Genomic DNA, 14,402 nt, shown 5'->3' with positions numbered 1-14,402 from the left:
GCTGAAAGCATCTAAGCGGGAAGCCTGCTTCGAGATGAGGACTCCCACCCACTTGATGGGGTAAGGCTCCCAGTAGACGACTGGGTTGATAGGCCAGATATGGAAGCCTGGTAACGGGTGGAGTTGACTGGTACTAATAGGCCGAGGGCTTGTCCTCAGACGCTCGCGTTCACTGTGTTGGTTCTGAAACCACGACCATGTCGCCCCTTGGGGGCGTTCCGGTTGTTTGTTTCATAGTGTTTCGGTGGTCATAGCGTGAGGGAAACGCCCGGTTACATTCCGAACCCGGAAGCTAAGCCTCACAGCGCCGATGGTACTGCAGGGGGGACCCTGTGGGAGAGTAGGACGCCGCCGAACAAATTTTGGGAAAACCCCCGCATCGGGTCGATGCGGGGGTTTTCTGCGTTTAGGGCTTCTTGCGGTCGCAGGGGTCGAAGGGTCGAAAGCAGGGCGCTTTCCGTGAATGGGCGGTGGGGAACCGCCCTTCAGAGGCGGCCCGCCGCTTTCAGCTCCAGATAGGCATCCGCGAGTGCCGGCGCCAGATCCTCCGGAGCCGCGTCCACCACCGTCACCCCGTGGCGGCGGAGCTGTGCCGCCGTACGGCGGCGCTCGCTCTCGGCCTGTGCCGCGGCCGCCGCCTCGTACACGGCGTCGGCGTTGCCCCTGGCCTGCGCCATGCGGGCAATGTGCGGATCGGCTACCGAGGCGACCAGGACGGTGTGGCGTCGAGTGAGCCGAGGGAGCACCGGGAGCAGACCTTGCTCGACCGGTGCGGCGTCCAGGGTGGTGAGGAGCACGATCAGGGAACGCCGGGGGGCGGTTCTGAGGGCGGTGGCGGTCAGGCCGCGGGCGTCGGTCTCGACCAGTTCCGGTTCGAGCGAGGCCATCGCTTGGACCAGGGAGGGCAGGACATCGCCTGCTGAGCGGCCCTGTACCAGGGCGCGTACCCGGCGGTCGTAGGCGAGCAGCGCCACGCGGTCGCCGGCGCGGGAGGCGAGGGTGGCCAGCAGCAGGGCCGCGTCCATCGAGGCGTCCAGGCGTGGAGCGTCGCCCACACGGCCGGCCGAGGTACGGCCGGTGTCCAGGACCAGGAGGATGTGCCGGTCGCGTTCCGGCCGCCAGGTGCGGACGGCGACGGCGGACTGCCGGGCCGTGGCTCGCCAGTCGATCGAGCGGGTGTCGTCCCCGGGAACGTACTCGCGCAGGCTGTCGAACTCCGTTCCCTCGCCGCGGGTCAGCACGCTCGTGCGACCGTCGAGTTCACGCAATCGGGCGAGTTTCGACGGAAGATGCTTTCGGCTGGTGAACGGGGGCAGAACTCGTACCGTCCAGGGCACCTTGTGGGAGCCCTGACGGGAGAACAGGCCGAGCGGGCCGTGGGAACGGATGGTGACGCGGTCGGCCTGCCGGTCGCCGCGGCGGGTGGGGCGCAGGCGGGTCGTCACGCGTCGGCGTTCGCCCGGGGGGACGGACAGTCGGTGCCGGGAGGATTCGATCTCGGTGCCCGGTTGCCAGCTGCTCGGGGGCCACGCGTGCCGCACCTGGGCACGCAGGGGGCGGCGGGAGGGGTTGGTGATCGTGAGCGTGACGTCGGCGGTGTCGCCGAGACGGGTCGAGGTGTCGCCGGAGCGGGTCAGAAGGAGACGGCGTACCGGGGCGGCCAGTGCGTAGTCGCAGGCACAGGCCAGCGCCAGGGGGCCGTTGATCGCGAGGACGCCCGTCCAGCCCGGTTCGAGGATGCCGACGGGGATCGAGCCGAGGGCCGCGAGGAGAGCGGCGCGTCCGGTGAGTGCCATCAGCGGGGTACCGGGACGTGGGCAAGGATCGCATTGATGACCGAGTCGGCGGTCACACCTTCCATCTCGGCCTCGGGACGCAGCTGGACGCGGTGGCGCAGCGTGGGCAGGGCGAGCGCCTTCACGTCGTCGGGGATGACGTAGTCGCGGCCGGTGAGCCAGGCCCAGGCGCGCGAGGTGGCCAGCAGGGCGGTGGCGCCGCGCGGGGAGACGCCGAGGGTCAGGGAGGGCGACTCGCGGGTGGCACGGCAGACGTCGACGACGTAGGCGGTGATCTCGGGGGACACGGTCGTCTTGGCGACCGCGGCGCGGGCCGCTTCGAGGTCTGCGGGGCCGGCGACCGGGCGAACGCCGGCGGCGCGCAGGTCGCGCGGGTTGAAGCCCGAGGCGTGCCGGGTGAGGACGTCGATCTCGTCCTGCCGGGACGGCAGAGGGATCGTCAGTTTGAGCAGGAAGCGGTCCAGTTGGGCTTCGGGGAGCGGGTAGGTGCCCTCGTACTCGACCGGGTTCTGCGTCGCTGCGACGAGGAAGGGTTCGGGGAGCGGGCGCGGGGTGCCGTCGACCGTGACCTGTCGTTCCTCCATGGCTTCCAGGAGGGATGACTGTGTCTTGGGCGGGGTGCGGTTGATCTCGTCCGCCAGGAGCAGGTTGGTGAAGACCGGGCCCGGCTGGAAGGAGAACTGCGCGGTGCGGGTGTCGTAGACCAGGGAGCCGGTGACGTCGCTCGGCATCAGGTCGGGGGTGAACTGGACGCGCTTGGTGTCGAGTTCGAGCGCGGATGCGAGGGTGCGGACGAGCAACGTTTTGGCGACCCCGGGGACTCCTTCTAGTAGGACGTGTCCGCGGCAGAGGAGGGCGACGACGAGGCCGGTGACGGCGGGGTCCTGGCCGACCACGGCTTTGGCGATCTCGGCGCGCAGGGCTTCCAGGGAGGCCCGAGCGGTGCCAGGGTCTCCGCTCCGCCCGGCGTTGTCGGTGGTCGGGTCCATCATGAACGGCGTACCTCTCTTTCGAGGGCGTCGAGTTGGTCGGTGAGTGCGATGAGGGCCGCGTCGTCGCCGGGCGGCGGTCCGAAAAGGAGGGAGTGCAGGGTCTGTCCGTCGCCGGAGAGGTGGGCGGACAGGGCGGGGAGAAGGGCCTCGGGCGTGTGTGCCTGGGCAGCGGGGACGCCCACGAGGGGGGCCAGGCGGGTGCGGGTGGCGGCGCGCAGAGCGGCGGCGGCGCGGTCGCGGGCGTTGGCCCTGCGGTAGAGGCGGGCGCGGCCCTCGGCGGTCTCCGAGGCGCGGATCGCGACGGGGAGCTTCTCGGGCACGAGGGGGCCGAAGCGGCGTCCCCGCCAGAACGCGGCGAGGACCGCCGCGACGAAGAGCTGGAGGGTGGCCCAGAGCCAGCCCGAGGGGAGCAGCTCAAGGAAGCTCTTCCGCTCACCGGTCTCGGTGGCGGTGGAGTCGGACAGCGAGGGGAGGTACCAGACCAGATGGTGGCGGGAGCCGAGGAGCTGCAGGGCGAGCGACGCGTTGCCCTGCTCGTCGAGGCGGTCGTTGTGGAGGATGTCGGGCGCGCCGAGGACGACGGTGTCCCCTCCTCCGGAGGACGCGGGGATGCGCAGCAGGGTGGCGAGGCGTGCGCTGGGGTAGCAGGAGTCGGCGTCGAGGTGGGTGGTGGTGTAGCGGATGCCGCCGGTGTCGGCGGTGCCCGCTCGTCGGGCCTCGGGCAGGGTGCAGTCCGGGGCGAGTGTGTCCGTGCCGCTGGTGGCGGGGTCCGCGGTGACCCCGGGGGCGAGCCGTTCGACGGACCAGCTGCCGGGCGCGACGAGGACGGTGCGTCCGCCGGAGGATGCCGTTGCCGCGTGCAGGTCGGTCTGCTGACGGTGGTTCAGCAGGTCGGGTACGGCGACCAGGAGGGTGGTGTCGGGGCCGACGGCGGCGCGGGCCGCACCGAGTGTGGTGACCACGCGGGTGGAGACGCCGCGTTCGGCGAGGAGCTGGGCGACGGCGCGGCTGCCGGAGGGGTCGGCGGAGCGCGGGTCCAGTTCGCCGTGCCGGGCGGTGGAGCGTACGGCGGCCATGGCGACGGCCGCGGCCAGGAGGAGTACGACGGCGAGCGCGATGCCGCGTGCCCGGGTCCAGAGCCGGCGGCCGGTGGGTGCGAGGGAGGTGGTGGCCGGCGTGGCCTCGGCGGTCACTCGGCTGCCCCCTGGCGGGTGCTGTGGGCAGTGCCGGCGGTGCTGGCGAGAGTCGGCTTGGTGCGTTCCAGGTCCCGGTCGAGTTCGGCGAGCCGGTGGTACGACTGCTGGTCGGCCCGGCGCCCGCCGTATGTGACGTCGTCGAACGCGCCGGCGGCGGCGCGGAGTCGGTCCGCGTGCGCGGGCAGGACGCGGCCGGCCTCGGCGGCTGCCTCGTCGGCGGTGCGGCCGGGGCGGACGTCGAGGAGGGCGCGTTCCTCCAGGGAGCGGACGAGGGCTCGCATGCGCTCCTGGACGGCCTGGTTCCAGTGGCCCTGGGCCGCGTGTGCCTCGCCGGCGGCTCGGTGTTCGGCGGCGCTGCGGGGGCGTTCGTCGAAGAGGGCGGCGGCTGAGGAGGGGCGGCGGCGGGGGGTGCCGAGGCGCCACCACAGGGCGGCGAGCACGGCGACGACGAAAAGGATCACGACGAGCAGGCCGACCGTGCCGCCCGGGGTCGCCGAGGCCGCCGTGCTGAACAGCCGGTCGACCCAGTTCCAGAACGCGTTCAGGGCGCGCTGGAGCAGGCTGGGGTCGTTCTCGTGGTACATCCGCTTGGACAGCTCGCGCCGGGCCGCCTCCCGGGCGGGATCGCGCGGGATGGTCACCGGCGGCTCGTCTCCGGAGCCGCCGGCCGCCAGGAAGGCCTGGTCCGACGCGTGCAGTAGCCGTCGTACGACGGTGGCGGCGGCGTCCGATGGGGACACCGCCGCGAGCACTTCCCCCGTGAGGCCCACCGCATCAGCTCCCGGGGACGGGGCCGGCGGCGCCGGTGCCGGTGCCGTAGTCCTGGACGCCGGCGGCGCGGGCGAGTTCGAGGTCGAGGGCCTCGCGGCGGATGCGCTGGTCGATGTAGAGGAGCACGGTGACGCCGGCGCTGATCGGAAGGGTCAGGGTGGTGCCGATCAGGGAGCCGATGCCTCGGATGATCAGGAAGCTCCAGCCGACGGGTTCGCCGCTGGTGCCGAGGAAGTTGCCCATGCTGTCGCCGCTCACGGCGGCTCCGATGAGGGCGAACGGGATGGTGATGATCGCCGAGATGACGTTGGCGATGAGCCAGGCGAGCAGCTGGATGCCGAGGACCCGCCACCAGGAGCCGCGCACCAGCTTGGCGGAGCGGCTCATGGACTGGGTGATGCTCTGGCGTTCCAGCATGAGGGCCGGAGCGGCCAGGTAGTAGCGGATGGCCAGCCACACCGCGACGATGACGCCTGCGAGGATGCCCAGCGCGAACAGCGCGGCTCCGCCGGCGTCGCTTCCGCCGGCCAGCAGGACCAGGATGCCGGGCAGGGCGCCGACGAGGACCGCGCCGACGGTGATCAGGCCGAGCAGGATGAGCAGCCCGGCCAGCTTCGGGATCTGCGGGCGGGCCTCACGCCAGGCCTCGCCGGTGCTGACCGGCTTGCCGAGTACGGCGCGGCTGGTGATGGTCGTGAGCAGGGCGGTGGCGACGATGACGGCGGCTGCGGAGATCACGGTGACGATTCCGCTGCCGAGCATGGACTCGCGCAGGGCTCGGTACACGTCGTCGGGGGTGGCGGTCCGGCTGTCGAGCTGCGCGGTGCTGAGGGCATTGTCGAGGAAGAGGCCCTGCACGAGGACGAGGCAGGTGTCCGTGATCACGGCGACGGCCAGCGCGACGCCGAGGACCGTCCGCCAGTAGGTGCGCATGGTGGACACGGCGCCGTCGAGGATTTCGCCGACGCCGAGCGGACGCAGCGGGATGACACCGGGCTTGGCCGCGGGCGGGGGGCCGCCCCAGCCGCCGCCCCAGCCGGGGTGGCCGCCCGGGTGGCCGTAGCCGCCGTGGCCGGGCGGAGGTCCGCCGTAGCCGCCGGGAGGGCCGCCGTATCCGCCGCCGTAGCCGCCGGGGCCTGGTCCGCCGGGGTGCTGGCCGCCCCACCCGGGGCTGCCGGGGTGCCGGTCATCCCGGCCCGGGCCGGGCGGTGGGGGCGGCGGAGCCTGGTGGGGGCCGGGGGCACCGGTGGGCGCCGACCACTGGCCGGGTGGCGGCTGCTCCTTGGACCACTTCCCGCCTGGGTTCTGCGGGTCCGTGCCCGGCTGCGGCGCGGGCTCGGTGGGGGCGGGGCGGTCGGCGGGTTCGGCGGGGCCGGACGCACCGGGTTCCCGACCCTCGGACGACGGGTCGGATCCGGGCGAGGCCCAGCCCGGAGTGTCTGTCATCGAAGCTCCTTCTCGGTGCCCGTCCGCGGTCGCGGCGGCAGGTTGGCAGCCATCGTGCCATGGGCTGGTGACCCGGGGACCGGCCGCGGTGGGCGGCGGCCACCTTCAATTGTCCTGCGTATCCGGGGCAGACTGACGGCATGGCTGATCAGCAGGCGCGAACCAGCAGCGAGGACAACCGGCCGACCGACATACCTGCGATCCGATGGGAGGAACCACCAGAAGGTCCCGTACTGGTCCTTCTTGATCAGACGAGGCTCCCGGCCGAAGAGGTCGAGCTGGTGTGCACGGACGCGGCGGCGCTGGTGGAGGCGATCCGTTCGCTGGCCGTGCGCGGGGCGCCGCTGCTCGGGATCGCGGGGGCGTACGGCGTCGCGCTCGCCGCCGCGCGCGGCTTCGACGTGGCCGAGGCGGCGCGGGTGCTGGAGGAGGCCAGGCCCACCGCGGTGAACCTGTCGGTGGGGGTGCGCCGGGCCGCGGCCGCCCACCAGGCGGCGTTGGCCAGGACCGGTGACCCCTCGGCCGGCGCCGTGGCGGCACTGTCCGCGGCGCGGGCGCTGCACCAGGAGGATGCCGAGGCCAGTGCCCGGATGGCGGCGCACGGTCTGGCGCTGCTGGACGAGCTGCTGCCCGGCGGCGGGCACCGGATCCTGACGCACTGCAACACCGGTGCGCTGGTGTCGGGCGGGGAGGGCACGGCCTTCGCCGTGGCCCTCGCGGCGCACCGGGCGGGCCGGCTGCGGCGGCTGTGGGTGGACGAGACGCGGCCGCTCCTGCAGGGCGCCCGTCTCACGGCGTACGAGGCGGCCCGCAACGGAATGGCGTTCAGCCTGCTCACCGACAACGCGGCGGGTTCCCTGTTCGCGGCGGGTGAGGTGGACGCGGTGCTGATCGGGGCGGACCGGATCGCGGCCGACGGTTCGGTGGCGAACAAGGTCGGGAGTTATCCGCTCGCCGTGCTCGCCCGGTACCACCATGTGCCGTTCATCGTGGTGGCGCCGGTGACGACGGTGGACCTGGACACGCCGGACGGGGCGTCCATCGAGGTCGAGCAGCGTCCCGGCTTCGAGGTGACCGAGGTGATGGCGCCGCAGGTGGCGGGGCCGGGCGGCGGGGTTCCGGTGGCCCCGCTGGGGACGCAGGCGTACAACCCGGCGTTCGATGTGACGCCGCCCGAGCTGGTGACGGCGATCGTCACCGAGGAGGGAGTGGCCTCACCCGTGACGGCGGAGTCCCTCGCGGAACTGTGCCGCACGTCGCGCCGGGTGACGACGACCTGACCCACGAGGTCCTGATCCCACTCTGAGACAGCGAGGCGGGGAGGGTGGACGGGCGGGGCACGGCTGTCGGGCCTGCCGGCCACGTTCCGCCACCCTCCCCGCCGGGGCCTGAGAAGTCCGGTGATCGGCGGACGGGGGCAGACAGTGACGGCTCCGTACGACTATCGTCACCGGCCAGTGACCTGCCTCACCAGGGCGCCTGTCGCTGTTATGAGAATGGGATGATGTCGTTTATGAAGGGACGAGTCCTTGTCGTCGACGACGACACCGCACTGGCCGAGATGCTCGGCATTGTGCTGCGTGGTGAAGGTTTTGAGCCGTCTTTCGTAGCCGACGGCGACAAGGCGCTGGCCGCTTTCCGTGAGAGCAAGCCCGATCTGGTGCTGCTCGACCTGATGCTGCCCGGGCGGGACGGCATCGAGGTGTGCCGGCTGATCCGGGCGGAGTCCGGTGTGCCGATCGTGATGCTCACGGCCAAGAGCGACACCGTCGACGTGGTCGTGGGCCTGGAGTCGGGCGCCGACGACTACATCGTCAAGCCGTTCAAGCCGAAGGAGCTGGTGGCCCGGATCCGGGCGCGGCTGCGGAGGTCGGAGGAGCCGGCGCCGGAGCAGCTGACCATCGGTGACCTGGTCATCGATGTCGCCGGGCACTCGGTGAAGCGGGACGGGCAGTCGATCGCGCTGACGCCGCTGGAGTTCGACCTGCTGGTCGCGCTCGCGCGCAAGCCGTGGCAGGTGTTCACCCGTGAGGTGCTCCTGGAGCAGGTGTGGGGCTACCGGCACGCGGCCGACACGCGGCTGGTCAACGTGCACGTCCAGCGGCTGCGCTCCAAGGTCGAGAAGGACCCGGAGCGGCCGGAGATCGTGGTGACCGTCCGTGGTGTCGGTTACAAGGCCGGGCCGAGCTGACATGTCCGGGGACAGTGCCGCTTCGGCCCCCGGCGGTTCCGGGGCCCGTCCGGGGCGGCCTGTCGGCCGGCCGGCGGCGGGTGCGCGTCTGCGGGGCCTGTTCGACGGCGGCCTGCTGGAGGGCGGGGTCCAGGGCAGCCCGGTGCTGCGCCTGTTCCTGCGCTGGGTGCGCCGTCCGCTGCTGCCGGTGATGCGGCTGTGGCGGCGCAACATCCAGCTGAGGGTCGTGGCGACCACCCTGTTGATGTCGTTGGGTGTCGTCCTGCTGCTCGGCTTCGTCGTGATCGGGCAGGTGCGCAACGGCCTGCTGGACGCGAAGGTGAAGGCGTCGCAGAGCCAGGCCACGGGCGGGTTCGCGGTGGCCAAGCAGAAGGCCGACGAGGCGGCGAGCGGTACCGGTGCGGGCACCGGTGACGGCGCGTCGACCGCGGACGGGCGGCAGGCGCAGAACGTCATCCCGTGGATGAGCGACCTCGTGGAGTCGCTGTCCAGCGGTGGTGCGGGCGCCTTCGACGTGGTGACACTGCCCGTGGGCGACGACAGCGGCGGCGGCCGCAGCCCCCGCGGCTCCGGGAACGTCAACCCGACCTCCAGCGTGCCCGCGGCCCTGCGCGAGCGGGTGAACAGCGGTACGACGGCCGTCCAGAGCAACACGCGGATCATCTACTACGGCGGCAAGGAGTCGCAGCCGGGGCTCGCCATCGGCAAGCAGGTCAACGACCCCAACGGCCGCCCGTACGAGTTGTACTACCTCTTCCCGCTCACACAGGAGGAGAAGTCGCTCAGCCTGGTCAAGGGCACCCTCGCCACGGCCGGGCTGTTCGTCGTCGTCCTGCTCGGAGCCATCGCCTGGCTGGTGGTGCGGCAGGTCGTCACGCCGGTGCGGATGGCGGCCGGGATCGCGGAGCGGCTGTCCGCGGGGCGGCTCCAGGAGCGGATGAAGGTCACCGGCGAGGACGACATCGCGCGCCTGGGCGAGGCCTTCAACAAGATGGCGCAGAACCTGCAGGTCAAGATCCAGCAGCTGGAGGACCTGTCGCGGATGCAGCGGCGGTTCGTCTCCGACGTCTCGCACGAGCTGCGCACCCCGCTGACGACCGTCCGGATGGCCGCCGACGTCATCCATGAGGCGCGGGAGGACTTCGACCCGGTGACCGCGCGGTCGGCCGAGTTGCTCGCCGACCAGCTGGACCGGTTCGAGTCGCTGCTCGCGGACCTGCTGGAGATCAGCCGTTTCGACGCCGGCGCGGCGGCGCTGGAGGCCGAGCCCATCGACCTCAGGGAGGTCGTCCGGCGGGTGGTGAGCGGTGCCGCGCCGCTCGCCGACCGCAAGGGCACGCACGTACGGGTGGTCGGCGACCAGCAGCCCGTCGTCGCCGAGGCGGACGCCCGGCGCGTGGAGCGCGTCCTGCGCAACCTCGTGGTCAACGCCGTCGAGCACGGCGAGGGCAAGGACGTCGTGGTCAAGCTGGCCGCGGCGGGCGGGGCCGTGGCCATCGCGGTGCGGGACTACGGCGTCGGGCTGAAGCCCGGCGAGGCGACCCGGGTCTTCAGCCGCTTCTGGCGGGCGGACCCGGCACGCGCGCGTACCACCGGCGGTACCGGCCTCGGGCTGTCGATCGCCCTGGAGGACGCGCGGCTGCACGGGGGCTGGTTGCAGGCCTGGGGTGAGCCGGGCGGCGGTTCCCAGTTCCGGCTGACGCTGCCCAGGACCGCGGACGAGCCGCTGCGGGGCTCGCCGATACCGCTGGAGCCCAAGGACTCGCGCCGCAACCGCGGCCTCGACGACACCGGCGCCCCCCGCGACGGCGGGGAGAAGCGGGCGACCGTTCCGGTGCAGCAGGCAGGAGCCCAGGCACCGGGGCTGCCGCCACGGACCCCGATCGCGCCGCGGTTGGCCGCGTCACCGGCCGCCGACCCGACCGCCCTGCCCGGCAACGGCGCGCGCGTGGTGCCCCGGCCCACCGGTGGCGCCCGGCGCCCGGGCGAGGGGCCCGCCGCTCCCGCCTCGCCCGCGGCATCGGCGTCACCCGAGACGCCCGGGACGGACTCGGGCCGGCCGGGCGCGCACGCGCCGGAGGACCCGGTAGCGCCGCAGGACTCGAACGAGCCAGGGGAGGCATTTCGTGGCCGCTGACCGCAAGGGGGGCGCACGGCGGCGGTCGGGGCGCGCGGCGGCGTACGCCGCCTTGGGTGTCGTACTGCTGGCCGGTTGCGCCTCGATGCCCGACAGCGGGGACCTGCGGGACGTGGAGTCCACGCCGCGGCAGGACACCGGGGTCCGGGTGTTCGCCATGCCGCCGGCCGACGGAGCCGGTCCGGGCGAGATCATGCAGGGCTTCCTGGAGGCTCTGACCAGCGACGACCCCGGGTACGACACGGCGCGCAAGTACCTGACGGCCGACGCGGCGGGCAGGTGGCGGCCGGAGCAGTCGACCACCGTCCTCGCGAACGGGCCGACCATCGAGACCGACTGCCGCCCGGGCGGCCGGGAGGAGACCAACAGCGTCACGTGCCTGCTGGCCGGCACCCGGGTCGCCACGGTCGACGCCCAGCAGGCCTACCAGCCCGCCGACGGCTCCTACCGCAAGAAGCTGCATCTGACGAAGGACGCCAAGAGCGGGCAGTGGCGCATCGACGGGCTGCCCGACGGTGTCGTCATGGGCAAGTCGGACTTCCAGCGGAACTACACGTCCGTCGACAAGTACTACTTCGCCTCCAACGCGGAGGCCGGGGCGGGCGGACAGCCGGTGGCGGTCGCCGATCCGGTGTTCGTGCGCAGCAAGGTCGACCCGATGACCCAGATGGTCCGCTCGCTGCTGCACGGGCCCACCGACTGGCTCGGTCCGGTGGTCAGGTCCAGCTTCCCGACCGGTACGGCGCTGCGGAAGGGCGTGTCCGATCTGGCGCCGGACGACCAGAACAAGCTGACGGTGCCGCTGAACCTGAAGGCGTCCCGGGTCGCCGCGGGCAAGTGCACCGAGATGGCGACGCAGGTGCTGTTCACGCTGCGGAACCTGGCGCCGACGCTGGAGTCCGTCGAACTGCGCGGGACCGGCGACGACCGGCTGTGCGAACTGACCGAGGAGCGCGCGGAGTCCGCGGCCTGGCACGGGTCGTACAAGCACCCGGAGTACCTGTACTTCCTCGACGGCAAGCGCCGGGTGGTGCGGATGCCGACCGGGAGCACCGGCACCGGGTCCGTTCCGGTGCCGGGGCCGCTGGGTGAGGGAGGCAGGGGACTGCAGTCGGTGGCGGTGTCGCGGGACGAGGACACCGCGGCCGGGATCGGCGACGAGGGCAGGTCGCTGTACGTGACGTCGCTGGCGTCGGGCGGTTCGCTCGGTGAGCCACAGGTCACCAGCGTCGGTCCGGCCCCCGAGCAGCGGCTGACCACGCCGAGCTGGGACGCCCGAGGTGATCTGTGGGTGGCCGACCGCGACCCGCACCGGCCGCGGCTGTTCGTCCTGGACCAGGGCGTCGAGAAACCGGAGCAGGTCGCCGTCCCGGACCTGTCCGGCCGGATCACGGACGCCCGGGTGGCCGCGGACGGGGCGCGCATCGCGCTGGTCGTGTCGGCGAAGGACGGCAGGCAGTCCCTGTACATCGGCCGGATCCAGCGCGACGACGGGACCGGCCAGGGCATCTCGGTGGACGGCCTGCGGTCGGCGGCACCGGACCTGGAACAGGTCACTGCCATCTCCTGGGCCGGGGACAGCAGGCTGCTCGTCGTCGGCCAGGAGCAGGGCGGCGTGCAGCAGATGCGGTACGTCCAGGTCGACGGATCCACGCTCGACGGCCCGGCTCCGGGTGCGCTGACCAGCGTGAAGGCGATCGCCGCGGCCGAGGACGAGCGGGTGCCGCTGGTGGCCTTCTCGGAGGACGGGATCGTACGGCTGCCGTCCGGGGCGCAGTGGCAGAAGGTCGACAAGGACGGGACGGCGCCGGTCTATCCGGGCTGACGGGTCTGGGTCGCGGGCCGGGGCCGACGGGCCGGGCGGGCCTTCGCCGTACCCGTGACGCGCGGCGCGCCGGGTTGTCCACAGGGTGTTGTCCACAGGGGTGGCCGCCCGGCCCCCGCGTTGGCACAGTGGTGGTCATGCGGGGGTGGTGGCAGGACCTGACCGACCTGGTGCTGCCGGCCGACTGCGCGGGCTGCGGCGCGCCTCGTACGGCGCTCTGTCCACGGTGCCGGGCCACGCTGGACACGGGTGTGCGGCGGGTGCGGCCGATGCCGGAGCCGGCCGGGCTGCCGGTGGTCAACGCGGTGGCTCCGTACGCGGCGGAGGTGCGGGCTCTGCTGCTCGCGCACAAGGAGCGGGGCGCGCTGCTCCTCGCCGGAGTGCTGGGTGCGGCTCTGGCGGGGGCCGTTCGGGTGGGCCTCGGTGACGGCGGAGCAGGTTCCGCCGGCGCCTGGCCGGCCGCGGCGCCGGGGCGGGGGCCCGTGCTGCTGGTTCCGGTGCCGTCCAGCCGGTGGGCCGTTCGGGCGCGTGGGCACGATCCGGTGCGGCGGATGGCGCTCGCGGCGGCCGTGGAGCTGCGGCGCACCGGGACGCCGGCCCGGGTGGCGGCCGTACTGCGCCAGCGGCGGGCCGTGGCGGACCAGGCCGGGCTGGACGCGCGGCGGCGCCTGGAGAACCTCGCCGGGGCGCTGGAGGTGAGCCCGGGCGGTGGCCGGCTGCTCGGCTCGGACCGTGTCGTGCTCGTCGACGACCTGATGACGACGGGTGCCTCTCTCGCGGAGGCCGCGCGGGCGCTGCGGGAAGCGGCGGTATCGCGTCGGGAGGAAGGATCGGCCGTGTATGAGGCCATAACTCGGGAAGGTAGGGAGGAACGACGGATCGGTGAACGGCGGGAGCGGAGGGAGTGGGTGCACGATGCACCGGAAAAGACGGCCCCGAACGTCCTCGGCGGGTTGCTCCGTGCCGCAGTGATCGCCGCTCCGCGCGATTCTTTCGAAATAAACAGGAACTGACCGCTCACCTGCATCGTTGCAGGTGGTGAAAGGACTAATTCACCTGAACGGAGGTACGCCGCAGTAGAGGGTGACGACATCCGTCCGGGCGAGATATGTTCGGGTGTGAGGAAAGGCGCAGGCCACACCTCGCTTATCCGAATGCCGTGCCGCGGGTTTTTCTGCAATCACCCGCGCTGGTGGGGTGGAGCTCTCGCCCATGGGGGAGGAGGAGGTGGAAGTCACCGAGTCCGAGGTCCGGTGATCACCGGACCTGGTGCAAAAGGGAGATGCTCCGCCGATGCAGCGGAGCGATCCGGGAACGGAGTTCTGCGTGGACATCGTCGTCAAAGGCCGCAAGACCGAGGTGCCCGAGCGGTTCCGCAAGCACGTGGCCGAGAAGCTGAAGCTGGAGAAGATCCAGAGGCTCGATGCCAAGGTGATCAGCCTCGACGTCGAGGTGTCCAAGGAGCCGAACCCCCGTCAGGCCGACCGCTGTGACCGAGTGGAGATCACGCTCCGCTCCCGCGGTCCGGTGATCCGGGCGGAGGCGGCGGCCAGCGACCCGTACGCGGCACTCGACCTGGCGGCGGAGAAACTGGACGCCAGGCTGCGCAAGCAGCACGACAAGCGGTTCTCGCGCCGAGGCGCGCGCCGGATCTCGGCGGCAGAGGTCCCCGACCACGTCCCGGACGCGGCGACGCTGAACGGCAATGGCCTCCCCGTCCACGAGGAGGAGACGGACGGTGTGCCGACCAAGAAGATCGGCTCGCTGGAGGTCAAGGGCGAAGGCCCCCTCGTCGTCCGCGAGAAGACCCACGTCGCCTCCCCGATGACTCTCGACCAGGCCCTCTACGAGATGGAACTGGTCGGCCACGACTTCTACCTCTTCGTCGACTCCGAGACGAAGGAACCGAGCGTCGTCTACCGGCGACACGCCTACGACTACGGCGTGATCCACCTCAGCACGGACCCGATGGTCGCCGAGGCGCAACCCCCCGCGGCGGGTGGCACGCTGGGCGGCTGACCCGCCCGGCTGAAGCTGAGCCGGTGCCC

General features: G+C 72.6%; 11 protein-coding genes and 2 rRNA genes. 8 read left to right on the top strand and 5 right to left on the bottom strand.

The features are described from left to right. Positions 1–157 (top strand): 23S ribosomal RNA (locus tag ACZ7N4_RS06060); the annotation flags it as partial. Positions 158–240: 83 nt separating this feature from the next. Next, positions 241–357, top strand: a 5S ribosomal RNA gene (gene rrf, locus ACZ7N4_RS06055). A gap of 128 nt (positions 358–485) precedes the next feature. Here rrf and ACZ7N4_RS06050 read toward each other — a convergent pair. From ACZ7N4_RS06050 to ACZ7N4_RS06030, 5 genes are read right to left on the bottom strand one after another with little or no spacing between them, the layout of a single operon-like run. Further along, a complete protein-coding gene (locus ACZ7N4_RS06050) occupies positions 486–1,796 on the bottom strand; it encodes a DUF58 domain-containing protein (RefSeq protein WP_471354241.1) in 1,311 nt (436 codons plus the stop codon). Next, positions 1,796–2,785 carry an AAA family ATPase gene (locus ACZ7N4_RS06045; RefSeq protein ID WP_471354288.1) on the bottom strand — a complete coding sequence of 330 codons (990 nt, stop codon included), beginning with the start codon at positions 2,783–2,785 and terminating at the stop codon, positions 1,796–1,798. The genes ACZ7N4_RS06050 and ACZ7N4_RS06045 overlap by 1 nt, the downstream gene beginning before the upstream one ends. Beyond that, positions 2,785–3,981 carry a DUF4350 domain-containing protein gene (locus ACZ7N4_RS06040; protein ID WP_471354240.1) on the bottom strand — a complete coding sequence of 399 codons (1,197 nt, stop codon included), beginning with the start codon at positions 3,979–3,981 and terminating at the stop codon, positions 2,785–2,787. The genes ACZ7N4_RS06045 and ACZ7N4_RS06040 overlap by 1 nt, the downstream gene beginning before the upstream one ends. After that, positions 3,978–4,754, bottom strand: a complete 777-nt coding sequence (locus tag ACZ7N4_RS06035) for a DUF4129 domain-containing protein (protein WP_471354237.1) — start codon at positions 4,752–4,754, stop codon at positions 3,978–3,980. Before ACZ7N4_RS06035 ends, ACZ7N4_RS06040 begins: the two co-directional genes overlap by 4 nt. Positions 4,755–4,758: 4 nt before the next feature. Beyond that, on the bottom strand, positions 4,759–6,201 hold the full coding sequence (locus ACZ7N4_RS06030; protein ID WP_471354235.1) for a glycerophosphoryl diester phosphodiesterase membrane domain-containing protein: 1,443 nt from the start codon (positions 6,199–6,201) through the stop codon (positions 4,759–4,761). Between the two features lie 140 nt (positions 6,202–6,341). Between ACZ7N4_RS06030 and mtnA the strand changes: the two genes are divergently transcribed. The 6 genes from mtnA to hpf all read left to right on the top strand — a co-directional run bounded on the left by mtnA (position 6,342) and on the right by hpf (position 14,373). Continuing rightward, positions 6,342–7,481, top strand: coding sequence for an S-methyl-5-thioribose-1-phosphate isomerase (gene mtnA, locus ACZ7N4_RS06025; RefSeq protein WP_471354233.1), 1,140 nt, complete (start codon positions 6,342–6,344; stop codon positions 7,479–7,481). Between the two features lie 221 nt (positions 7,482–7,702). Further along, complete coding sequence (gene mtrA / locus ACZ7N4_RS06020; protein ID WP_187279108.1) at positions 7,703–8,392, top strand: two-component system response regulator MtrA; 690 nt, start codon at positions 7,703–7,705, stop codon at positions 8,390–8,392. 1 nt (position 8,393) lies between these two features. Then, positions 8,394–10,529 carry an MtrAB system histidine kinase MtrB gene (gene mtrB, locus ACZ7N4_RS06015; RefSeq protein WP_471354231.1) on the top strand — a complete coding sequence of 712 codons (2,136 nt, stop codon included), beginning with the start codon at positions 8,394–8,396 and terminating at the stop codon, positions 10,527–10,529. Continuing rightward, complete coding sequence (locus ACZ7N4_RS06010; RefSeq protein WP_471354228.1) at positions 10,519–12,354, top strand: LpqB family beta-propeller domain-containing protein; 1,836 nt, start codon at positions 10,519–10,521, stop codon at positions 12,352–12,354. Before mtrB ends, ACZ7N4_RS06010 begins: the two co-directional genes overlap by 11 nt. A gap of 137 nt (positions 12,355–12,491) precedes the next feature. Next, complete coding sequence (locus ACZ7N4_RS06005) at positions 12,492–13,367, top strand: ComF family protein (protein ID WP_471354226.1); 876 nt, start codon at positions 12,492–12,494, stop codon at positions 13,365–13,367. A 313-nt stretch (positions 13,368–13,680) separates the two neighbouring features. Further along, positions 13,681–14,373 (top strand): ribosome hibernation-promoting factor, HPF/YfiA family, encoded by a 693-nt coding sequence (hpf, locus tag ACZ7N4_RS06000; RefSeq protein ID WP_471354286.1) that lies wholly within the window; start codon positions 13,681–13,683, stop codon positions 14,371–14,373. Positions 14,374–14,402 lie beyond the last annotated feature (29 nt).

Source organism: Streptomyces sp. NPDC107654 (assembly GCF_055639035.1).
The sequence above is the reverse complement of the archived record's forward strand: the minus strand, read 5'-3'. Positions and strand labels throughout refer to the sequence as shown.